The following is a 21,555-nucleotide window of genomic DNA, read 5'->3' on the forward strand; positions in this document are numbered from 1 at the left end:
CTCCCGTGAGATTACTGTATATATTTACAGTATCTTATTCGGAGGCTTTTATGCGTATTGAAGTCACTGTAGCAAAAACCACTTCTCTTCCTGCTGGCGCAATTGATGCGCTCTCTTCTGAGCTGGTTAAACGTATCGACAAACAGTTCCCTGAATCCAGCAACAGCGTTTCGGTTCGCTATGCGGGAGGAAATAATCTGACGGTGATGGGCGGTGGCAAAGAGGCCAAAGATCGCATCACTGAAATTCTGCAGGAAACCTGGGAAAGTGCCGACGACTGGTTTATTACCGACTAGCGCTTTTCTCTCCTTTTTTGCCGTTGTTTGCCGGGTTTCGCCATCCGGCTTTTTTATCTTTTTTGCGCATTATTTGTCCATTGCACCCGCTTATATAAAATCTTTAATCAAACTCTCTTCTCCTTTCGCCATAAATTTTCCGCCTGCGAGAATTTAAATCCCTGTTATAATTACTTTGCTCTATGAAAAAAAGCCGCATTGAACCTCGATAAATCACTTCGTTGTCATCATTAACACGAGTAATAAGGGGGTTATAATGGACAGAAACAAAGACGTAATCCAGACACATCCCCTCATTGGGTGGGATATCAGTACTGTAGATTCTTACGATGCCATGATGATCCGTCTTCATTCACTAACGTCAAACGAGCAGCAGAATGAAGACGCAGAAGTAGGTCAGACTTACTGGTTAACCACTGATGTTGCCAGGCAATTTATCTCCATTCTCGAAGCTGGCATAGCGAAGATTGAAGCAACAGACTACGTAGATCGCGATTATAAAAAGCATTAAATCCTGTTGGTTTACTCTCTAAGGCACCCAAAGGGTGCCTTTTTCATTCCTGCTACATTTTGCTATCCTGCACGGATTGCCTGATCAACAAAGGAACCGGTGCAGATGGTTTACGATTTAATTGTGGTGGGAAGTGGATCGGTAGGTGCCGCCGCCGGCTGGTATGCAACGCAGGCGGGCCTGAAAGTGCTGATGATTGACCGCGCGCATCCGCCGCACAGCGAGGGTAGCCACCACGGTGAGTCCCGCCTGATCCGCCATGCTTATGGTGAGGGTGCCCGCTACGTCCCAATGGTTTTACGCGCGCAACAGCTGTGGGATGAGCTGGAAATCGCCTGTGGTGAACGCATTATGCACCGCAGCGGTATCATCAATCTGGCCCCGGAAACCTCTGAATTTATTCGTAACGTCAGCCAGAGCGCGCAAGCCTTCTCCCTGAACGTTGAAACCCTGAGCGGTGAGCAGGTGATGGCTCGCTGGCCGCAGATAACGGTTCCCGATGGCTATACCGGCATTTTTGAACCGCAGTCCGGTTACCTGAAATCTGAAGTGGCGGTCCGCCAGCTGATCCGCCTGGCGCGCGAAGCGGGTTGTGCCCAGCTGTTCAACTGCGGCGTCGACGCGCTGGAAGAGCGTGATGGATTGCAGCATGTGCATACGGCAGATGGCACCTACAGTGGCCGTAAGCTGCTGCTGAGCGCCGGCACCTGGGTAAAAACCTTGCTACCCGAGTTGCCCATCGCGCCAGTAAGAAAGGTGTTCGCCTGGCATCAGGCCGATGGCCGCTACAGTGAAAATAATAAATTCCCGGCTTTTACCTGCGAAATGCCGGACGGCAGTCATTTTTACGGTTTCCCGGCGGATAATAACGCACTTAAAATTGGCCGTCATGACGGCGGGCAGCTGATTAGCGCACCTGAAGAACGTAAACCCTTTGGATCGGTAAAAGAAGATGGCAGCGAACTGTTTTCTTTCATTCGCCATTTCCTGCCGGGTGTTGGCGTTTGTCTGCGCGGCGAAGCCTGTACCTATGATAATACGGTGGATGAAGACTTTATTATCGACACGCTTCCCGGCTCGCCCGATCGGCTTACTATTAGCGGGTTAAGCGGCCACGGATTTAAATTTGCCAGCGTATTAGGTGAGATTGCCGCTGGGTTTGCGCAAGGGAAAAATACTGAATTTGATTTATCGCCCTTCTCGCTTTCGCGCTTTAAATAATGTTTTCAGGCAATAAAAAAACCGGGCCAGGCCCGGTTTTTTATTGTCTGGCTTATCGGTTAACGCGTCGCGTCAGCCTCTTTCTTCTGCTGACGAAGACGTAGCTTCTTCACCAGCGAGTGTGCCTCGGCTTCGGTGGCCACGGCTGGCGCAGATCCTGACAGCGGTTTACGGGCGGTTTCACGCAGCGTAAACACCGTCAGCACCCCAATCACACCAGCACCCATCAGATAGTAGGCCGGCATCATCAGGTTGTGCGTTTTCTCCACCAGCCAGGTGGTGATCAGCGGTGTGGTGCCGCCAAACAGTGAAACGGACAGGTTGAAGCCGATGGCCAGCGCGCTGTAGCGGATATCGGTAGCGAACAGCGCCGGTAAGGTCGCCGGCATCGAGCCGCTGAAACAGGTATGGATCACCCCAAGGATAATCAGACCGAGGAACACCAGGTAAAGATTGCCGGTGCCAATCATCATCATGCAGGGGATCGCCATCACAATCAGCCCGATTGCGCCAGCCCAGATCACCGGACGACGGCCCAGACGGTCATTCCAGTGTCCCCAGAACAGCGTCAGCGGCATCATCACAAACATCACCACCAGGATCAGCAACAGGCTGCTGATTTCGCTCAGGCCGAGGATACCGGTCAGGTAGCTTGGCATATAGGAGGTCAGCATGTAGTTCGACACGTTGAACAGCAGCACCAGGCCGATACATTTCAGCATCTGCTTACGATACTTGCTCAGCATCTGCCACAGGGTCAGACGGGGTTTGCTCTGCTCAAGGGCTTCCTGCTTCTCCATATGCTTCTGGAACGCCGGCGTTTCTTCCAGCTTCAGGCGGATATACAGACCAAACAGGCCCAACGGCGCGGCGATAAAGAACGGGATACGCCAGCCCCAGTCCAGCAAGGTCTGTTGCGGCATAGCAACGGTCAGGATGGTGACCAGTCCGGCGCCCAGCAGATAGCCGCCCAGGGTACCAAATTCGAGGAAACTGCCCATAAACCCGCGACGGTTATCGGTGGAGTATTCGGCAATAAAGGTCGCCGCACCGCCGTATTCGCCTCCGGTTGAGAAGCCCTGCAGCAGACGAGCGGCCAGCAGCAGGATGGGCGCGAGAATGCCTATCGAGGCATAGGACGGAATGATGCCGATGCAAAAGGTACCGATAGACATCATGATCATGGTGATCGCCAGCACTTTCTGACGGCCGATTTTGTCACCCAGCGGGCCAAACACCAGTCCACCAATCGGACGAACCAGGAAGGCTGCCGCAAAGGCACCAAAGGTTGCCAGCAGCTGCGCCGAAGCGTCACCGCCCGGGAAGAAGACTTTGCCCAGGGTGACTGCCAGGTAGCTGTAGACACCGAAATCGAACCATTCCATGGCATTACCCAAGGCTGCGGCGCCCACCGCGCGTTTAAGCATGTCGCCATCAACAATGGTGATATCGTCTACGGTCAGCTCTTTCGGCTTCTTATGCCGTGAGAAAAGCTTCTTAAGCTTGTTATTTGAATCTGATGCAGTGCTCATACGGTCTCCGGAGTGACTGAATGTAGAGAGCAGCGTCATAGCTTTCGTTGCCGGGATGGAAGTAATGAAGGGAAAGAAAGCTATAAAGCAGCGGGATAAGACGATGATTTACACATAAACAACATCTCTTTACGGTAACTGACTCTATACGACAGACCGGATTTTTTCAAGTTTGTGACCGTTATCGCTGAATTTTTCCTCAAAAACCATACAGACCTCCAGAGAAATGCCGATTCTCAGACATCTGCGCCAGAGTAGATAGACAAATTGCTGGCATCCGCTATTCATTTACATTACGCCTTAAGCAGACACATCAATAAATATTACCTATTTTAGGGCGTAATATTGACGAAAAGTGACAAACTACTGACGAATACTTAATTTACCATCAAATAAACAGACATTAACAACTTCTCTTCACTCCACAACCAACCCCACATAAATAAGCCACATAACGCTAAACCAACCTTCTGAAAACCAAATTTAATGATAATAACCCGATTAAACATTCAATATTTCTGAATGATAATCACTATTTGTTTACTACGGGTAATTAGTTGTTGATTTTATGTTTCGGATTATCCAGTCTTGGCAAAAATTGATTGCAGGATGTAAGCATGCGCTGGAAAAACACCCCCACCCGCTTTGGCACCGTCAGCGTAATGCTGCACTGGCTGGTGGCCATTGCCCTCTACGGCATGTTTGCGCTCGGCCTGTGGATGGTCACCCTCGGCTATTACGACAGCTGGTATCACCCTGCCCCGGAATTGCACAAAAGCATTGGCATCACTCTGTTTGCCGTCATGGTGTTGCGGGTCATCTGGCGATTCATCTCCCCGCCGCCAAAGCCGTTAAGCAGTTACTCCGCACTGACCCGTGTGAGCGCCGTTGCGGTTCATCTGCTGCTGTACGGCATCCTGTTCGCCATTTTTATCAGCGGCTATTTGATTTCAACCGCCGATGGCAAACCGATTGAGGTCTTTGGCGTGCTCTCCGTGCCGGCCACGCTGGAAGGCTTTGGCGAGCAGGCCGACCTGGCCGGCGATATTCACCTGTGGCTGGCCTGGAGCGTGGTGATCCTCTCCGCTCTGCATGGCCTGGCCGCCCTGAAACACCATTTTGTCGATCGCGACAGTACATTGAAGCGGATGCTGGGTAGCCGCGTTGATTAACCTCTGAAAGGAACAGAACTATGTTGAAGAAAAGCCTGTTAGCACTGACCACTGCCGCTCTGCTGGCGAGTGCGGCAACCGCCTCAGCCGCTGACTATAAAATTGATAAACAGGGGCAACATGCCTTTGTGCAATTCCGCATTCAGCATCTTGGCTATAGCTGGCTGTACGGCACGTTCAGAGACTTTGACGGCAGCTTCACGTTTGATGAAGCCGATCCGTCGAAAGATAAGGTCAATGTGACCATCAATACCAACAGTGTTGACACTAACCATGCGGAACGCGATAAGCATCTGCGTAGCGCGGAATTCCTTAACGTGGCGAAATTCGCTCAGGCGACCTTTGTCTCAACGGGTGTGAAAAAGGATGGCGACGAGCTGGATATCACCGGCAACCTGACGCTGAACGGGGTGACTAAACCGGTAACGCTGGAAGCGAAAAAGCTGGGTGAAGGCAAGGATCCGTGGGGAGGTTATCGTGCGGGCTTTGAAGCCGAAACCAAAATTGCGTTGAAAGATTTCAACATTAAAACCGATCTGGGGCCAGCCTCACAGGACGTGCAGCTAATGATCTCGGTCGAAGGGATCCGTCAGTAACTGACGGATAACCACCCGGCCGGATGTCTGACACCCGGCCGGAGGGTATTACTCTGCTGAGGGGATTTTCAGCGTCATCGTGAGCTTGCCACGTGACTTATTGAACACCTTGTTGCCATTTTCACGGCCAGCACGGCGGGCGCGCTGCTCTTCAGGCGTTAATGCCAACTCTTCCATGCAGATTGGGCTACAGCATTCTTTATACTGCTCGGCACAGCTGGCGCACTGAATAAACAGCAAATGGCAGCCATCGTTTTTGCAATTGACGTGAGTGTCACAGGCGGCACCGCACTGGTGACAGTGAGCAATCACATCGTCAGAAATGCGTTCACCCATCCGCTCATCAAAGACAAAGTTCTTGCCCTTAAAGCGTACCGGCAAGCCCTGCTCACGCGCACGGCGGGCATATTCAATAATGCCGCCTTCAACGTGATAGACGTTTTCAAAGCCGTTATGACGCATCCACGCACTGGCTTTCTCACAACGGATCCCGCCGGTGCAATACATGACGATTTTTTTCTCTTTATCGTCTTTCAGCATCTCAACCGCCATCGGCAGCTGATCGCGGAAGGTATCGGCCGGGATTTCCATCGCGTTGTCAAAATGCCCCACTTCGTATTCGTAGTGGTTACGCATATCAACAAACACCGCATCCGGATCGTCGAGCATCGCGTTAACTTCGTTGGCCTTCAAATAGCCGCCAATATCGCTGGCATCGAAGGTATCATCGGTAATGCCGTCGGCGACAATGCGCTCGCGCACTTTCAGGCGTAATACCCAAAACGATTTTCCGTCGTCATCCAGCGCGATATTCATGCGCAGATTATCCAGCGCCGGATGGAAAGCATACAGCATCGCTTTCATCGTTTCGTACTGGCTGGCAGGCACGCTGATCTGGGCGTTAATTCCTTCACTGGCAACGTAAACGCGCCCAAAAACTTTCAGCTTAGTCAGCGCAACATACAGCGCATCGCGGAAGGCTTTAGCATCGTCGAGGGTAAAATATTTATAGAAAGAGACTGTGGTACGCGGTTCGCTTTCGGCCAACATCCGCGCGCGCAGCTCTTCATTGGAAACAAGGTTATGTAACACTGGCATGGTGTACGTTCCTGCGTTCAAGAGAGAAATTTTGCGGGCGCTATCATACCTGAATAGCAGAAAAATCAAACCGGAATCCGGTAAAAGCGGTGAAAAGGTCCGATGCCGATGTCTTGACGGCTTCTGGTAAAAGCATGGCTTGCTCAACGCCATGATAAAATTTGCCTATAGTTAGCCTTTGTCACTGACATTGTTAACCCACCGGAGAACCTGCATGAGCCAGCTTTTCAGTCCGATATCCCTCGGTAAGCTAACCCTCGAGAACCGCATCGCCATCGCACCGATGTGCCAGTATTCTGCCGACCACGGCAACGCAACCGCCTGGCACCGCATCCATCTTGGCCATCTGGCGCTTTCTGGTGCGGGCCTGTTGATTATTGAAGCCGCCGCGATTGAAGCCGCGGGCCGCATCACGCCGCAGGACTTAGGATTGTGGAATGATGAAACTGAACAGGCGTTGGGTTCGGTGTTAAAAGACGTACGTCAGCACTCCTCCATGCCGATTGGTATCCAGCTTGCCCACGCCGGACGTAAAGCCTCTACCGATGTGCCATGGCGTGGCGGTGGTTTCCTGCAGCCTGAAGCAGGCGGCTGGCAAACCTCTGCGCCTTCTGGCGTACCGTTTAATCAGACCGATGGCACGCCTGTGGCGTTGACCAAAGCGCGCATCGAAGAGATCAAACAGTCCTTTGTTGATAGTGCCATTCGCGCCGATCGGCTGGGCCTGGATTTGATTGAAGTCCACGCGGCACATGGCTATCTGTTGCATCAGTTCCTGTCACCACTGTCGAACCAGCGTGATGATGTCTACGGTGGCTCGCTGGAAAACAGAATGCGCCTGACGCTGGAAATTTTCCGCGAAGTCCGTCGCGTCTTCCCGGCGAACAAACCGGTTGGCGTACGCATTTCCGCTACCGATTGGGTGGAAGGCGGTTGGGATGTGGAACAATCCATTGCGTTAAGTCAGGCGCTGGCCGCAGAAGGCTGCGCGTATATTCACGTTTCCAGCGGCGGCCTGTCACCGGCGCAGCAAATTAAAGTCGGGCCGAACTATCAGGTGCCCTTTGCCGCGGCGATTAAAAAAGCCGTCACGATCCCGGTTATTGCGGTGGGTATGATCACCGAGCCGGAGCAGGCCGAAGCGGTGCTGGTGGAACAGCAGGCCGATATGGTCGCCCTTGCGCGCGGTATGCTTTACGATCCTCGCTGGCCGTGGCACGCGGCGGCGAAACTGGGTGCGAAGGTGCATGCACCAGAGCAATACTGGCGCTGTGAGCCTCATGAGGTCAAAGGGCTGTTTAAGCAATAAGCCTTATCTGGGTCGTCACAGCCTGTTTATGCTGCTGGCGACCCAAATCAACGCTAACACAGCGGGTTATTTCATTCTGCACGTAACAAATGGCACAATAGGCCATAATTTAAAGTTCTTGGGCAGCATAATACTGCCCTTTTTATGCGATCTGGACACTCATGACTCAGCTGCCTCAATTTACGCGCGCGTTGTTGCATCCTCGTTATTGGCATACCTGGATGGGTATTGGCTTCCTGTACCTGCTGGTGCTGCTGCCTTACCCGGTCCTCTATTATATTGGCTGCGGCCTGGGACGCCTTTCAATGCGTTTCCTGCGTAAGCGCGTGAATATCGCTCACCGTAATCTGGAGCTCTGTTTTCCAACCATGCCGGAAGCAGAACGCGAAGCGATGGTGGTACGGAATTTTGAATCCGTGGGTATGGGACTGATTGAAACCGGCATGGCCTGGTTCTGGCCGAACTGGCGCATAAATAAGTGGTTCCACGTCAGCGGACTTGAACACATCGATAAGGCACACGAAGACGGCAAAGGCATTTTGCTGATTGGTATGCACTTCTTGACGCTGGAGCTGGGCGCCCGTATTTTCGGCATCCATAATCCCGGCATCGGCGTGTACCGTCCCAATGACAATGCGCTGCTGGACTGGTTACAGACCTGGGGCCGCATGCGTTCCAATAAAAGTATGCTGGATCGTAAAGACCTGAAAGGCATGATCCGCGCGCTAAAAAGCGGCGACATCATCTGGTACGCGCCGGATCACGATTACGGCCCGAAGAGCAGCGTGTTTGTGCCGTTCTTTGGCGTCGATAAGGCCGCTTCAACCAAAGGCAGCTATGTGCTTATCCGTAGCGGTCATCCAGCGGTAATTCCGTTTGTGCCACGCCGTTTGCCGCACGGAAAAGGCTATGAAATGGTGATCCTGCCGGAAGAGAAAGACATGCCGCTGGATGATGAAGCCGCCACGGCGGCAAGGATGAATCAGGTGATTGAACGCGGCGTGCTGATGGCGCCGGAGCAATATATGTGGCTGCATCGCCGCTTTAAAACCCGTCCCGCCGGTGAATCCTCCCTTTATTAAATCTGGTTGGTAGCAGGGTTTTTCCTGGCCTGTTACCCAACTAAAACCCTTTTTAAACGCTGTTTCTTTTCCTTATGTACCCCCTGTTAATGCCGATTTTTTGCGCGCATAATTAGCCTGCTAATAAAAAAATCCACCCTACAGGTCTTACACTGAACTATGGCTACTGCTGACGTTCCGCTCTCCTCGATCAACTGGCAAAAAAATCTGTTTGTCGCCTGGTGCGGCTGCTTTCTTACCGGTATCGCCTTCAGCCTGGTGATGCCGTTCCTTCCGCTGTATGTCGAATTGCTGGGCGTTACCGATCCTCATTCACTGAATATGTGGTCGGGACTGGTGTTCAGCATCACCTTTCTGTTTTCAGCCATTGCCTCCCCTTTCTGGGGTGGTCTGGCTGACCGTAAGGGCCGTAAGATCATGCTGTTGCGCTCGGCGTTGGGCATGTCTGTCGTGATGGTGTTGATGGGCCTGGCGACATCAATCTGGCAGTTCCTGGCGCTGCGTGCAGTGCTGGGCTTGTTGGGAGGATTTGTGCCCAATGCCAATGCGCTGATAGCGACGCAGGTGCCCCGCAACAAAAGCGGCTGGGCGCTCGGCTGGCTCTCCACCGGTGCCGTCAGCGGCGCGTTGATTGGCCCGCTGATCGGCGGATTACTGGCGGACAGTTTTGGTTTGCGTCCGGTGTTCTTTATCACCGCTTCGGTTCTCTTCGTCTGCTTTATCATGACGCTGTTTGCCGTGCGCGAAGAGTTTGTGCCGGTGCAAAAAAAGGACATGCTGCACGCCCATCAGGTGTTTACCACCCTGAAAAACCCCAGACTGGTGCTGACGCTGTTTGTTACCACGATGATTATTCAGGTGGCGACTGGCTCAATAGCGCCAATTCTGACGCTGTACGTGCGGGATCTGGCCGGAGATATTCAGAACCTGGCGTTCGTCAGCGGGCTGATCGCCTCAGTGCCCGGCGTTGCTGCGCTGATCAGCGCGCCACGGCTGGGGAAGTTGGGTGACCGGATTGGCCCGGAACGGATTCTGGTGGCGATGCTGCTGGTGTCGGTGCTGTTGTTAATCCCGATGTCGATGGTGCAGAATCCGCTGCAGTTGGGTATTTTGCGGTTCCTGCTCGGCGCCGCAGATGGTGCGCTCCTTCCTGCGGTGCAGACGCTGCTGATTTATAACGCCAGCAATCAGGTGGCGGGACGAATATTCAGTTATAACCAGTCTTTCAGAGACATCGGCAATGTCACCGGTCCGCTAATGGGCGCTGCCGTGTCGGCTCACTGGGGATTCCGCGCCGTGTTCGTGGTGACCGCCTGCGTGGTGCTGTTTAACGCCATTTACTCGTGGATCACCCTGCGCCGCCGCGTGGATCGCAGTTCAATGCTGGATGAGTGAATTTGCTGGCAGGATCGCGCCGAGTTTGTGCTCAATCCTGCCCAGTCCTTTCATTAACCTGCTGAAAGGCCTGCACAAAATTCCTTTCATCTTTTTTTATCCTCAGATGTTTCCCCTCAGCAATCTTCGACTATCCTATCTAAAACCTGAATCAGTTGTTATGGAGAAAAGATCCTACATAGCTACGGCAAGCAGCTTTTTGAGCCTGATGTTCTTCTCCTCGAACAACTTCAGGGGCTAACCTAAGGCACCTCGATACCGCCTTACTTCTTACGCCGGGTGTAGACGTAGTGTTGGAAATGGCATGTTTGCTGCAGATTTCATAGAAGGTAACCCCGTTTGGGGCAGCATGGTGAATACTGATTATATCTTGTCGGAAAATCACATTTCCATGGACATGTCCTCATGTGACTTATGGCGCCATTACTAACATCGGGATTTATTAATCAATGGGGAGCGGGTCAAGGGCGATTAATTTTTTACAAGATATATAATCTATGTCACCAATTCAACCTTGGCTCTATTAAGTAAAACCTCCCTCTTCACTTAAAAAAAGATGCACAATCAACTAATGGATGTACCTATTAAGCAGCCATATGTTAGAATAATCATTATCAATTCATAGAAAATTATAGATGGAGTCAATTTTGAACGATATGGATTTTGTTAATGATCTTAAGGCCAATGGCTTTACTGACAAGGATATAAGTCGATTAAGAACAATAGTTGAGAGTGTTCCTACTAAGGATCAAACGTTTTCCTCTATAGTTCTTGACTTGAGTAAACGTTTCTGGGGTGGTGTTATTGGGATGTTACTGATGGCAGTTATTGCCATTTTTGGCAGTATCTATGACTCAGCGGAAAACTTTGTCATCTACCTGATAGTTATTCTTTTTGGAGTCACCGTTGTTTATATTGTCACTCCAATGAAATTAGCATGGAAAGCACATCGCTACATGGCTAAGAAAAAGTAAAATTATTTGGGATCAGTATTCAGATCTTTAATGTTAATGCCGATCTCTATACCTTTCTTTGCCGCACCAGCTCCTTTTAATGCGAGAGCAGGTTTGCTCATTGTCTGAACCTTTCTGTAATAATCTGATGGCAGATAGTTAAATAGCCTCCATGCTTCTGGTTTTAAACTTAACTTCAAAACCCCATAATACGATGTAGTAAAATCTACGGCCTGATAAGCTAAAAATCCCAATCTTTTGTCGAAGCCCATAAATTCAGCAGCATCTTCATATGCATTTCGCATGAAATTTGTTGGATTGGCACGTCCAAGGAGTTTTTCAGCACTTTCTATAGTTGAGCCAGCACCACTCAGAACCAAACTCGAACCAGCTACAACTCCAATTACATTCCCAGTAGCCATTGAACCAGCAATCAAGGTAGCACCTGCAACCATCTGTAACCCACCCACAACAACACCTATGCCATCGATTATATAACCGATAATTTTTTCATGTTCATGATAGAACTGAACAGATGCAGACACTACCTGGATCGACATTGACTCCTTCTCTTGGGGGGCAAGCCAGGCCGGGAATATGAGTGTTGGTGGTGGGGGTGGAGCTGGCAAGGTTCATTACCGCGATCTTACAGTCCATGCCAATATTGATAAGGCCATTCCTGCAATCAGGCGTTATGTCTCTAATGGCAAGCACATCAGTAAGATTGAGCTGGCGATATGTAAAGCCGGTGGCACTCAGAATGAGTACTGCCGTATTACCCTTGAGGATGTACTGATCATTGATGCAATGTTCAATGGTGCAAGCCAGCGTGATCTTGTTGGTATGACATACCAGTTCCAGGCTGCAAAAGTTAAAACCCAGTACTGGGAGCAGTCGACTACTGGCGGTAAGGGTGCAGAAACCCAATCAAGCTGGAACATAAAAGAAAACCGCGAATAAGCTTGATATGATGCATTCTAATAGGTTCAAAATAACTTTCAGAGCCCATCTGAACCTAAGTAGCACCAACCAATAGAATGCGTCTAATTAAAAAATGGGTTGCTATTGTCATTCCATAAAATCCTAAAGCAACAATATTTAATCCTTGCGAATTTTTTGAGCTCCATAAGAAATTCTCTAGACCACGACATCCATAAGTTACTCTTGTTTTTATTATAAATCATCTGTAGGAATGCCATGAAGTAATTCAACTCATAATATAAACGTATGGTGATTTTTCATGGAGGAATTCAATAGTCACTCCGACTGTTTATTATTTTTAAATGTACCCTGTTTTGATCTTCAGTTCTTCAATTGTCATTAGCTTGTTACCTAAATGTACCATGGCATGACAATTTGGGCAGAGTGGAATAAGGTCAACGATAGGATCGATACTACATCCCTCACCTAGAGTATGAATGGGTTTGATGTGGTGTACATGAATAAATCCCTTACCATGCTCACCATAGACTTTTCCAAAATCGAACCCACATCCCTTACATGCAGTACCATAATGCCGGATACATTCCTGTCTTGCTCGGGGATCCCTTTCATAAGAATTAACTGTAACTCGTGTCTTTGCCCCTTCGATGAAGTTATCGGGCATTGGGATTTCATCAGGGAAAGGATTAGCGGCAAAGTCTGCATACCAAACGTCACCTTCTTTGCTTAGAAATCGTTTAACCAGTTTACGTTCGAAGTTTTCAATGACTCCTACCTCAGAATTATCAGGGTGTTCAGCAAATTTCATTTTGAATGTGTAAAGCTCGTAGCCCTCAGTCACCAGTTGGAGATGTTCTATGGCCTGAGCATAACCAGGCTGTTTCTTATCTTTACTGTTCTTCTTCCATCCTTCACGAAGAATAACAGCTCTCTCTCGCTCCTGCTCAACATCCCATGTACCAAAGATCACCATTCGCTTTTGATGATTCACAAAAGACCAACTCCATGTCCAGTTGCTACATGTCGCCCCCTCAGATTGGATGAATTGCTTTCTGTTCATGTCACCTCTATTTGTAATTATCTGTTTGTAAAAATAAATCGTTTGAAGAACCCGTTTTTTTAAGTCAGCTTCATTTAGCCTCTTCAATTAACGTGAATTTACTGAAACAACATTTTCCAACTAACCCACAGGCTAATAGTGTTGATACAACACTAAGTTTTAATAAAAATGATTTATTGAAGCGGCGGCCAAGTTTGTGAGTGTGCATGGCAATTAATAACAGAACCGATTTAAAGATCATTAAGCAAGCCCTTTTTGCATGTAACCCACTGATACGCGTATACAAATATGCTTTCATTTTTTTTGCGGTCATAGGTTTACCGTGGCAGAAGATCTACTATCCTTTGCTAATCATCTTATCTTAGAAAGGACGAATTGGTATGTCATTATATGCAACGCTTGAAGAAGCCATTGATGCCGCACGTGAAGAGTTTCTGGCTGCAAACCCGGAAATGGAAGAAGAGGACGCCTCAGTGGGCCAGTTCAACCTGCAGAAATATGTGATGCAGGATGGCGATATCATGTGGCAGGCCGAGTTCTTCGCTAACGAAGGCGATGAAGGGGAATGCTTATCCCTGCGTGGCGGCGAGGCTGCCCAGGCGATTTTTGATGACGATTTCGATGAGATTGAAATCCGTCAGGAATGGCTGCCTGAAAATACGCTGCACGAGTGGGATGAAGGTGAGTTCCAGCTTGAGCCGCCTACGGACACCGAAGAAGGCAAAGCGGCAGCAGATGAGTGGGAAGATGACAACAGCGAGTCCGAACGCTACGAATAGTCCCTGCTGCGGCCCTGTGTGCCGATCTAAGCGCTGAAGTAAGCCCGGCTGAACTGCCGGGCTTTTTATTCGTAAGGACCGTGGTGCGCGTCGACAGGCAGCAACAGCGTATCCACCACCAGTGACAGCGGCAGGTCGATAATAGTCAGAAAGCGCCATGGCGTGTCGCGCACATCCCATTGCACGCCAGGATAATACTGGTTGCCGTGCCCCTGTCCCGGAAACGTCCGGCTGATAATACTGCCGCAGCCCGTCAACAGCACCACGATCGCTCCCGTCAGAATGCCGCGGTAAATAAGCTTAATCATAACCACCTTTAACTGAAGAAAAACGCGCCATTGTAGAGTAACTGCGCAAACGCTATCTGGCAAAAAACGCAAAATTTCCGTAAGCGTTGCGTAAAGCGCCACAGGCGTTGGGCATAAAAAAGGCCGGGAAACAATTCCCGGCCTTTTTAAGTTTCAGCGTTTACACCGTTTCAGGCTTGGTGTTCTGCAGCGCCTGCGGATTCATTTTCAACGACTTGTAGTAATCGAACCAGTCGTGATACTTGTCAGCATGCGCCCACAAGCGGTAATGCATCCTCGACAGCGTCACCGGGTCGCTGATCAACGCCAGACGGCGATCGCGATCCAGCTTGGCCGGCGATTCACTGAGTGCCTGATCAACCTGACGGTCGCGGGCGAATTCCAGCACATCACTTTTCAGGTGGCGGGAGGTCGCTAACGCACTGGCCAGGGCGTTGAACGATGGGTCAAACACGGCGTGCATAAAGCCATCTTTCAGCGCGCGCTCACGGTTCACTTCCACGTAGCGATCGGTATCCACCAGCTCTTTCGGCGGATCGTACTCTTCCGGGATAAGGAACAGTTTGGCGCGTTTGGACGCTGCACCGGTCGTTGAACGGCTGGAGAACACCGACACGAATGGCGACAGGATCAGCGAGAAGACGATTGGCGCCAGCCACCACAGGAAGTTCAGGTCAAGCCAGCCCATTCCTGCAGCCCAGACAATACCCAGTGCCATCTGCGAACCGTGACGTTTGAAGGCTTCGCTCCATGGCGTTGCATCATCATCACGCTGCGGAGAGTTCCACACCACTTCCCAACCGAGGAATGCGCTTACCACGAACACCGTATGGAACAGCATACGTACCGGTGCCAACAGTACCGAGAACAGCATTTCCAGGAACAGAGATACCGTTACGCGAACCACACCACCGTAAGGCTTCGCCCCTTTGAACCACACCAGCATGATGCTGAGCAGCTTCGGCAGGAACAGCAATACCATGGTGGTGGAGAACAGCGCTATCGCCAGCTCCGGACGCCACTGCGGCCAGACAGGGAAAAGCTGCCGGGGCTGCAGGAAGTACTGCGGCTCCATCAGCGTATGCACCACCTGCAACGCGGTTGACAGTGCCAGGAACATAAACCACAGCGGCGCCGACAGATAGGACATCACGCCCGTCAGGAACACCGCACGGTGAACCGGGTGCATCCCTTTTACCAGGAACAGACGGAAGTTCATCAGGTTACCGTGACACCAGCGGCGGTCACGCTTCAGCTCATCCAGCAGGTTAGGCGGCAGCTCTTCATAAGAACCCGGCAGATCGTAAGCAATCCACACGCCCCAACCGGCACGACGCATCAGCGCCGCTTCCACGAAGTCATGGGACATGATCGAACCGGCGAATGACCCTTCACCCGGCAACGGTGCCAGCGCACAGTGCTCGATAAACGGCGCAATACGGATGATGGCGTTGTGCCCCCAGTAGTGGGACTCACCCAACTGCCAGAAGTGCAGGCCAGCGGTAAACAGCGGACCGTAGACGCGGGTCGCAAACTGCTGACAACGGGCATACAGCGTATCCATGCCTGACGCTTTTGGCGACGACTGGATAATACCGGCGTTCGGGTTGGCTTCCATCATGCGCACCAGACCGGTCAGACACTCACCGCTCATCACGCTGTCCGCATCCAGCACCACCATGTAGCTGTACTGGCTGCCCCAACGACGACAGAAGTCATCGATGTTGCCGCTTTTACGCTTCACACGGCGACGGCGACGGCGATAGAAAATGCGCCCTTCCCCGCCAACATCACGTACCAGATCCATCCAGGCTTTCTGTTCCGCAATGGCGATATCCGGGTTGTAACTGTCGCTGAGAATATAGACGTCAAAATTCTTCTCTTCGCCGGTTCTGGCCACCGATTCCCAGGTAGCACGCACACCGGCAAAAACACGTCCGACATCTTCGTTACAGATCGGCACGATCAGTGCAGTACGGTGCTCCGGGTTGATGGGCTCATCGCCATTCAGCCCGTAGGAAATACTGTACTTATCCTTGCCGATCATCAGCTGCAGGAAGCCCATCAGCGCGGTCCAGAAGCCAGCGGAGACCCAACAGAACAGTACCGCGAACAGGAACAGGATCCCCGTTTGCAGTACGTAAGGCAGGATCTGCAGCACCGACTGCTGCCAGTTCTGGTTGATCATCTCCAGCGGATCGATCATCGCCCAGCCCTGGTAAGGCAGAATGGTTTTCATGTACCAGGTCGCGACAACGGTCTGTGCGATGGTCAGCAACAGCAAGATGTAGCGACGGATCGAACCAACATGACGCCACTTATCTTCCTGCCGCTGTTCTTCAGGATCGGCATAACGATGAGTGGTTTTGCGGCCACGAACGGAATCCCAGGCGCGCGCAACCGGGTTGGTGCGCCAGGCTTCCGGGTACATGGAAGAGCGAGTATGGCGAGGCATGGCCTTCAGCGTGGTGCGGTCAAGTTCATCAGTATCGAACTGTTTCCCTTCCCCGACGGACTCCGGCCAGCTCATTTCGATACGCGACTTAACCGACTCCAGTGGCGCATCGTCAGGACGACACTCTACCGGGCCGCCATCCGCAAGCGACTGGTGCAGCTGGCTGAACGCCTCTTCAGGTTGTTCAGGCAGCGATTCACGCAGCGCCCCCTTCCGCTCGGCGGAAAGGGGCAGCGCATCGATATAGTCAGTGGGTAAAACTGTAGGCTTATTCATTGGCAGGCAACTGATAGCTCCAGGTTTCTGTCAGCGTCTTATCACCGCTCATCAGCGCAGCACGCATCTCGGTCGCTTGCTTGTTGTCTTTGACGCGTAAACGCATCATCAGACGCCAGCCTTTCGTTACCGGATTATAGCGTACGCTGTTTTCCACCAGCTCACCGTTGTTACCGATGCTGACCTGAGGCGTTACCTGGGTATTCTCCGGCAACTTGCTCATGTCCTGACCGGTGAAGTCCACCACGAAGGCGACCGTGCCATCCGGCTGGCGAACCAGGTTAGACTGCTTCACATCGCCCGTTGAGCGCAGCGTACTTTTCACAAACGCCACATCTGGCGAATGCAGCTGGCTCTCGTCGCGAGTGAAGTGCAGACGGTATTTAAAGTTCATCTCTTTGCCCGGATCCGGCAGGTTTTCCGGCGTCCAGAAAGCAACGATGTTGTCGTTGGTTTCATCAGCCGTTGGGATCTCGACCAGCTCTACGCGGCCTTTACCCCAGTCACCCTGTGGTTCGATCCAGCCACTTGGACGCAGATCGTAACGATCGTCCAGGTCCTGATACTGATCGAAATCACGTCCGCGCTGCAACAGTCCGAAGCCTTTCGGGTTCTCAACGGTAAAGGTGCTCACCGCCAGATGTTTCGGGTTGTTCAGCGGACGCCAGATCCACTCACCGTTGCCGGCGTGGATAGAAAGACCGTTGGAATCATGTAACTGCGGACGGTAGTTGGTGTTTGGCGAAGGTTGGTTCGGCCCAAACAAGAACATACTGGTCAGCGGAGCCACGCCCAGCTTGCCTACTTTGTCGCGCAGATAGACTTTAGACTGCACGTCAACCGTGCTTTCTTTGCCTGGGGTGATCAGGAAGCGATAGGCTCCCGTCGCCCGTGGCGAATCCAGCAGCGCATAGATCACCAGATGCTTATCAGACGGTTTTGGACGTTCGATCCAGAACTCTTTAAAGCGTGGGAACTCTTCGCCAGACGGCAATGCAGTATCAATAGCCAGACCACGAGAAGAAAGACCATAAACCTGGCCGGCGCCAATCACGCGGAAGTAGCTCGCGCCCAGGAAGCTGGTGATCTCGTCATCTTTCTTGTTTTTACTGTTTAGCGGGTACAGCACTTTAAACCCGGCAAAACCGAGGTTTTTAACCGTTTCCGGATCGTGCTTTACGTTGCCAAAGTTAAAGTAATCTGGTGAATATTTAATCTGTCGAACCGTCGAAGCGGTGACTTCATTAATCTGCACCGGTGTATCGAAGTACATTCCTTGATGATAGAACTCAAGCTTGAATGGGGTCTTCAGCTTACTCCAATAGGCTTTATCGCGATTGAACTGAATCTGCTGATAATCCGCATATTTCATGTCCCGCAACTGGGAAGGCAAATTGCTTTTCGGCGCTTCGTACCCTTTCCCTGCCAAATCTTTAGCCTGCTTTGCTACGTCATCAATGTTGAAAGCCCAGCTGGAGCTGGCATACATCGACAGCAAAACTGTTACGCCTAACCAGCGCAATTTCATCAGTTTTGGCTTATTTTTCATTTTAATCAGCACATCCCCCCCTTTCGTGTGCTTAAATCAATCCTATCCATCTTAATGGATTATTCAGCATTCCGACAGCTCGGCAATCATTTAGTTCCTCGTGTTACCTGCGCTAATCGCCTTATTCTCAAGTGTTTAACGGATCCAGATTAGCCTGATAGTATACCCGCGATTTCTACCCTAAAGTGAGCGTAAGGCTTTAGCGTGGCTCAGGGCGAGCCAACGCGTTAACGTGTTGAATATTGGATATATATGACTAAAAACACACAGGAAAGAGAATACTTTTTCGACTCGATCAGGGCCTATTTGATGCTGTTGGGCGTGCCATTTCACGTCTCCCTGATTTATTCCACCCAGATCTGGACGGTGAACAGCCCGGCCCCGTCTGAGTGGCTGACCCTGTTAAATGACTTTATTCATGCTTTTCGTATGCAGGTATTTTTTGTCATTTCCGGGTATTTTTCCTACATGCTTTATTTGCGATACAGTTCGAAGCACTGGCTGAAAGTCCGGCTTGAACGTGTCGGCATCCCAATGCTGGCGGCGGTTCCGCTGCTTACGCTGCCGCAGTTCTACCTGATAAAAGACTGGACCAGCAAGATTGGCGACTGGCATGACTTCAGTTTTTACCAACGGTTTAATGCGCTGGCATGGAATTTAATTTCCCATCTTTGGTTCCTGTTGGTGCTGGTGGTATTGACCGTTGTCGGAATTTGGGCCTTTAAATGGCTGCGCGATGGCAAAGGCTCAAAAACAGACTATTCCGACATAACCTGGAGCAAATTATCCCTCGCCATCCTGCTTTGTAGCCTGGCCTGGGGAGCCATTCGTCGTCTGCTGTTTATTTTTGCCCCCGATTTGCTGGGCGATGGCCTGTTTAATTATGCGGTAATGCAGTCACTGTTCTTCCTGCCTTTCTTTATGTTGGGCGCCATGTCGTGGAAGTATCCGGCGATTAAAGCCCTGTTCGTCAAACCGGTGCCCTGGACTTTTGTCGGTTCAGCGCTGGCGTTTGTGGCGTACGTGGCTAACCAGACTTACAACAAAGGCGAAGGCTGGCTGTACGAGATTGATGCGGTGGTGTCGATGATGATGGGCCTGTGGATGGTGAACGTGGTGTTCTCGCTGGGACATCGCTTCCTGAACTCGCATTCCCCGCGTGTGACCTACCTGGTGAATGCCTCGCTGTTTATCTACCTGGTGCACCATCCGTTGACCATTATCTACGGCATCCTGTTCGTACCCGAGATCGGCAGCAACACCCTTGGCTTCTTTGCCGGGTTGGTCTTTGTGTTTGGTATCGCGTTTATGCTGTACGAAATCCATCTGCGCGTGCCGTTACTGCGCTTCCTGTTCTCAGGAAAACCCCAGCGCAAAAAGACTGCCGCTGAAAAAGTCAGTTAAAAAAAACGCCCGTTCATCTGCTGAACGGGCGTGTTATCACCTCACAGTAGCCACTCAATCGGCAGACGCCAGACCAGACGAACCAGCAACCGCTGCATAAAGCGCGTTCGGGGTTCATGCTTATGCACAATTTCTTTCTCCCCTTCTCCCGGATACTCCACCCAGTTTACCCGACCCCATTTGTCCAGACGTAAGGTCCAGGCCCGGTCGCGCATCCGGGTGATAAAGCGCTGGTGAATACTGGATGCCAGGCATTCACTCTCAATCACGAAGCCCATTTCGGTGTTGAGCATGGCGGAACGCGGGTCAAAGTTGAACGAGCCGATAAACACCTTTTCGTTGTCGACGCTGAAGGTTTTCGCATGCAGGCTGGAACCTGAATTACCGGTTAATCCCCGGTCATGCGGCTTATCGCGGTTATCGGTATGCGGTTTCAGCTCATATAAGGTGATGCCGTGGCGCAGCAACTTCTTGCGCCATTTGGCGTAGCCGGCATGCACCACCGAGACGTCATTGGCCGCGAGAGAGTTGGTGAGAATGGCTATCTTCACCCCCTTGCGCACCAGCGACAGCAGCTGCGCCACGCCGGCTCGCGTTGGGACAAAGTAGGCCGAGATAATATCGAATTGCGTTTGGGGTTTGCCAATCACCTCCAGCATGCGTTGAGGCAACAGGCTCCCGGCTTTCGCCCGGCCTAATCCTTTACGCGGATCGTCACTCAGCAAGCGGGTGTTGGCCCAGATTAGCCGCAGGTCGCCACTTTCCAGCTGTGCGACGAATGGCGAAGCGTGAATCCGTTCCAGATAGCGCTCAACCTGCGGGTCGCTGTGCCAGGCTTCTGGTAATGACACCGCACTGTTGGCCGCCGCGTCATCGAGATCAACCACTTTGCTGAAGGGTTCAACCGCGCGGCTTTTCCAGTAACGCTCAAAGTCCTTCGTCACCTCGGCCACCACCGGGCCAATCGCCAGCACGTCGAGATCGGAAAACAGCGGCTCTTCTCCCGCGCCAAAATACTCATCGCCCACATTTCGTCCGCCAACAATGGTGGCTTCTCCGTCTACGGTGAAACTTTTGTTGTGCATACGGCGATTGAGCCGGGCAAAGTCGGTGAGATAGCCCAGCGCTCTGAGCGTGCGGAACGAAAAGGGATTGAACAGCCGGATCTCGATATTCGGGTGCTTGCTGAGCTGGCTGAGGGTTTCATCCAGCCCCATGGTGTTGTTGTCATCCAGCAGCAGCCGGACCTTAACGCCACGTTCCGCGGCTTCCAGTACCGCGCTAAACAACAGTCGCCCGGACATGTCGTTCTGCCAGATGTAGTACTGAATATCCAGCGTGTGCTCGGCCATGGTCATCAGCAGATAGCGGGCCGCAAACGCGTCCAGGCCATCTTCAAGCGGGTGAATGCCGCTGTGGTCGGGATGATTGTCCACCAGGGGAGAGACGGCACGGGTCAGACGCGTCTGCTCAAAATCAGGCTCGTCAGGTTCAGGGGTATAGGCTTCGGCCATCAATGGTCCTTAGTTCGAAGGAAAGGTCCTGCTGGTTCTATTATCAATGCTGTTTGCCTGTATTGTCATGCGACTGTTCTGATTGCGGCCTGCAATGGCATTT

At 51.5% G+C, this 21,555-nt stretch carries 20 protein-coding genes; 12 read left to right on the forward strand and 8 right to left on the reverse strand.

The features are described from left to right. Positions 1 to 50: 50 nt before the first annotated feature. The 3 genes from dinI to solA all read left to right on the forward strand — a co-directional run bounded on the left by dinI (position 51) and on the right by solA (position 2,028). Entirely contained in the window at positions 51 to 296 is a 246-nt protein-coding gene (dinI, locus tag ACXKZG_RS14175) for a DNA damage-inducible protein I (protein ID WP_013201648.1), read from the forward strand. A gap of 256 nt (positions 297 to 552) precedes the next feature. Continuing rightward, positions 553 to 807: a biofilm formation regulator BssS gene (bssS, locus tag ACXKZG_RS14180; protein WP_013201647.1), complete on the forward strand. Its 255-nt coding sequence runs from the start codon at positions 553 to 555 to the stop codon at positions 805 to 807. Positions 808 to 912: 105 nt separating this feature from the next. Next, positions 913 to 2,028: an N-methyl-L-tryptophan oxidase gene (gene solA, locus ACXKZG_RS14185; RefSeq protein ID WP_488875047.1), complete on the forward strand. Its 1,116-nt coding sequence runs from the start codon at positions 913 to 915 to the stop codon at positions 2,026 to 2,028. A 59-nt stretch (positions 2,029 to 2,087) separates the two neighbouring features. On the opposite strand, the gene proP is transcribed toward solA, so the two are convergent. Next, entirely contained in the window at positions 2,088 to 3,560 is a 1,473-nt protein-coding gene (gene proP, locus ACXKZG_RS14190) for a glycine betaine/L-proline transporter ProP (protein WP_013201645.1), read from the reverse strand. A 617-nt stretch (positions 3,561 to 4,177) separates the two neighbouring features. Between proP and ACXKZG_RS14195 the strand changes: the two genes are divergently transcribed. Together ACXKZG_RS14195 and ACXKZG_RS14200 are read left to right on the forward strand one after the other, a co-directional pair. Then, complete coding sequence (locus ACXKZG_RS14195; protein WP_105759269.1) at positions 4,178 to 4,732, forward strand: cytochrome b; 555 nt, start codon at positions 4,178 to 4,180, stop codon at positions 4,730 to 4,732. A gap of 23 nt (positions 4,733 to 4,755) precedes the next feature. Beyond that, positions 4,756 to 5,328 (forward strand): YceI family protein, encoded by a 573-nt coding sequence (locus ACXKZG_RS14200; protein ID WP_041692258.1) that lies wholly within the window; start codon positions 4,756 to 4,758, stop codon positions 5,326 to 5,328. A gap of 48 nt (positions 5,329 to 5,376) precedes the next feature. On the opposite strand, the gene trhO is transcribed toward ACXKZG_RS14200, so the two are convergent. Then, complete coding sequence (gene trhO / locus ACXKZG_RS14205) at positions 5,377 to 6,426, reverse strand: oxygen-dependent tRNA uridine(34) hydroxylase TrhO (protein ID WP_134823874.1); 1,050 nt, start codon at positions 6,424 to 6,426, stop codon at positions 5,377 to 5,379. A 214-nt stretch (positions 6,427 to 6,640) separates the two neighbouring features. Here trhO and ACXKZG_RS14210 point away from each other — a divergent pair, with 214 nt between their 5' ends. From ACXKZG_RS14210 to ACXKZG_RS14225, 4 genes are all read left to right on the forward strand, one after another. Next, the gene (locus ACXKZG_RS14210) at positions 6,641 to 7,735 is read left to right on the forward strand and encodes an NADH:flavin oxidoreductase/NADH oxidase (protein WP_338569388.1); all 1,095 of its coding nucleotides are present in this window, start codon (positions 6,641 to 6,643) and stop codon (positions 7,733 to 7,735) included. Between the two features lie 161 nt (positions 7,736 to 7,896). Further along, on the forward strand, positions 7,897 to 8,817 hold the full coding sequence (locus tag ACXKZG_RS14215) for a Kdo(2)-lipid IV(A) acyltransferase (RefSeq protein ID WP_488875048.1): 921 nt from the start codon (positions 7,897 to 7,899) through the stop codon (positions 8,815 to 8,817). Positions 8,818 to 8,976: 159 nt separating this feature from the next. Further along, positions 8,977 to 10,212: a multidrug efflux MFS transporter MdtG gene (mdtG, locus tag ACXKZG_RS14220; RefSeq protein ID WP_013201639.1), complete on the forward strand. Its 1,236-nt coding sequence runs from the start codon at positions 8,977 to 8,979 to the stop codon at positions 10,210 to 10,212. A gap of 647 nt (positions 10,213 to 10,859) precedes the next feature. Beyond that, on the forward strand, positions 10,860 to 11,186 hold the full coding sequence (locus ACXKZG_RS14225) for a hypothetical protein (RefSeq protein WP_134823871.1): 327 nt from the start codon (positions 10,860 to 10,862) through the stop codon (positions 11,184 to 11,186). A gap of 2 nt (positions 11,187 to 11,188) precedes the next feature. On the opposite strand, the gene ACXKZG_RS14230 is transcribed toward ACXKZG_RS14225, so the two are convergent. Continuing rightward, entirely contained in the window at positions 11,189 to 11,725 is a 537-nt protein-coding gene (locus ACXKZG_RS14230; RefSeq protein ID WP_245174119.1) for a DUF4225 domain-containing protein, read from the reverse strand. Here ACXKZG_RS14230 and ACXKZG_RS14235 point away from each other — a divergent pair. Continuing rightward, positions 11,718 to 12,125: an Hcp family type VI secretion system effector gene (locus ACXKZG_RS14235; RefSeq protein WP_488876270.1), complete on the forward strand. Its 408-nt coding sequence runs from the start codon at positions 11,718 to 11,720 to the stop codon at positions 12,123 to 12,125. The genes ACXKZG_RS14230 and ACXKZG_RS14235 overlap by 8 nt on opposite strands. A 319-nt stretch (positions 12,126 to 12,444) precedes the next feature. On the opposite strand, the gene ACXKZG_RS14240 is transcribed toward ACXKZG_RS14235, so the two are convergent. Next, positions 12,445 to 13,167, reverse strand: a complete 723-nt coding sequence (locus tag ACXKZG_RS14240; RefSeq protein ID WP_488875049.1) for an HNH endonuclease — start codon at positions 13,165 to 13,167, stop codon at positions 12,445 to 12,447. A 380-nt stretch (positions 13,168 to 13,547) separates the two neighbouring features. Between ACXKZG_RS14240 and ACXKZG_RS14245 the strand changes: the two genes are divergently transcribed. Beyond that, positions 13,548 to 13,946, forward strand: coding sequence for a MysB family protein (locus tag ACXKZG_RS14245; protein ID WP_134823868.1), 399 nt, complete (start codon positions 13,548 to 13,550; stop codon positions 13,944 to 13,946). Positions 13,947 to 14,011: 65 nt separating this feature from the next. Here ACXKZG_RS14245 and ACXKZG_RS14250 read toward each other — a convergent pair whose 3' ends face one another. The 3 genes from ACXKZG_RS14250 to mdoG all read right to left on the reverse strand — a co-directional run bounded on the left by ACXKZG_RS14250 (position 14,012) and on the right by mdoG (position 18,516). Continuing rightward, on the reverse strand, positions 14,012 to 14,254 hold the full coding sequence (locus ACXKZG_RS14250) for a YceK/YidQ family lipoprotein (protein WP_013201634.1): 243 nt from the start codon (positions 14,252 to 14,254) through the stop codon (positions 14,012 to 14,014). Positions 14,255 to 14,414: 160 nt separating this feature from the next. Next, positions 14,415 to 16,985, reverse strand: coding sequence for a glucans biosynthesis glucosyltransferase MdoH (gene mdoH / locus ACXKZG_RS14255; RefSeq protein ID WP_105759273.1), 2,571 nt, complete (start codon positions 16,983 to 16,985; stop codon positions 14,415 to 14,417). Continuing rightward, the gene (gene mdoG, locus ACXKZG_RS14260) at positions 16,978 to 18,516 is read right to left on the reverse strand and encodes a glucans biosynthesis protein MdoG (protein WP_173363026.1); all 1,539 of its coding nucleotides are present in this window, start codon (positions 18,514 to 18,516) and stop codon (positions 16,978 to 16,980) included. Before mdoG ends, mdoH begins: the two co-directional genes overlap by 8 nt. Positions 18,517 to 18,786: 270 nt before the next feature. On the opposite strand from mdoG, the gene mdoC reads away from it, so the two are divergent. Beyond that, complete coding sequence (gene mdoC / locus ACXKZG_RS14265; RefSeq protein WP_013201631.1) at positions 18,787 to 19,938, forward strand: glucans biosynthesis protein MdoC; 1,152 nt, start codon at positions 18,787 to 18,789, stop codon at positions 19,936 to 19,938. Between the two features lie 41 nt (positions 19,939 to 19,979). Here mdoC and ACXKZG_RS14270 read toward each other — a convergent pair whose 3' ends face one another. Next, positions 19,980 to 21,452, reverse strand: coding sequence for a phospholipase D family protein (locus ACXKZG_RS14270; protein ID WP_488875050.1), 1,473 nt, complete (start codon positions 21,450 to 21,452; stop codon positions 19,980 to 19,982). Positions 21,453 to 21,555: the final 103 nt, after the last annotated feature.

The sequence above is a fragment of the Erwinia sp. 2186 genome (genome assembly GCF_057812255.1).

Bases quoted from the DNA above. Each gene is read 5' to 3' on its own strand.
- dinI (WP_013201648.1), top strand. From the start codon at position 51: ATGCGTATTGAAGTCACTGTAGCAAAAACCACTTCTCTTCCTGCTGGC.
- bssS (WP_013201647.1), top strand. From the start codon at position 553: ATGGACAGAAACAAAGACGTAATCCAGACACATCCCCTCATTGGGTGG.
- solA (WP_488875047.1), top strand. From the start codon at position 913: ATGGTTTACGATTTAATTGTGGTGGGAAGTGGATCGGTAGGTGCCGCC.
- proP (WP_013201645.1), bottom strand. From the start codon at position 3,560: ATGAGCACTGCATCAGATTCAAATAACAAGCTTAAGAAGCTTTTCTCA.
- ACXKZG_RS14195 (WP_105759269.1), top strand. From the start codon at position 4,178: ATGCGCTGGAAAAACACCCCCACCCGCTTTGGCACCGTCAGCGTAATG.
- trhO (WP_134823874.1), bottom strand. From the start codon at position 6,426: ATGCCAGTGTTACATAACCTTGTTTCCAATGAAGAGCTGCGCGCGCGG.
- ACXKZG_RS14210 (WP_338569388.1), top strand. From the start codon at position 6,641: ATGAGCCAGCTTTTCAGTCCGATATCCCTCGGTAAGCTAACCCTCGAG.
- ACXKZG_RS14215 (WP_488875048.1), top strand. From the start codon at position 7,897: ATGACTCAGCTGCCTCAATTTACGCGCGCGTTGTTGCATCCTCGTTAT.
- mdtG (WP_013201639.1), top strand. From the start codon at position 8,977: ATGGCTACTGCTGACGTTCCGCTCTCCTCGATCAACTGGCAAAAAAAT.
- ACXKZG_RS14230 (WP_245174119.1), bottom strand. From the start codon at position 11,725: ATGTCGATCCAGGTAGTGTCTGCATCTGTTCAGTTCTATCATGAACAT.
- ACXKZG_RS14240 (WP_488875049.1), bottom strand. From the start codon at position 13,167: ATGAACAGAAAGCAATTCATCCAATCTGAGGGGGCGACATGTAGCAAC.
- ACXKZG_RS14245 (WP_134823868.1), top strand. From the start codon at position 13,548: ATGTCATTATATGCAACGCTTGAAGAAGCCATTGATGCCGCACGTGAA.
- ACXKZG_RS14250 (WP_013201634.1), bottom strand. From the start codon at position 14,254: ATGATTAAGCTTATTTACCGCGGCATTCTGACGGGAGCGATCGTGGTG.
- mdoH (WP_105759273.1), bottom strand. From the start codon at position 16,985: ATGAATAAGCCTACAGTTTTACCCACTGACTATATCGATGCGCTGCCC.
- mdoC (WP_013201631.1), top strand. From the start codon at position 18,787: ATGACTAAAAACACACAGGAAAGAGAATACTTTTTCGACTCGATCAGG.
- ACXKZG_RS14270 (WP_488875050.1), bottom strand. From the start codon at position 21,452: ATGGCCGAAGCCTATACCCCTGAACCTGACGAGCCTGATTTTGAGCAG.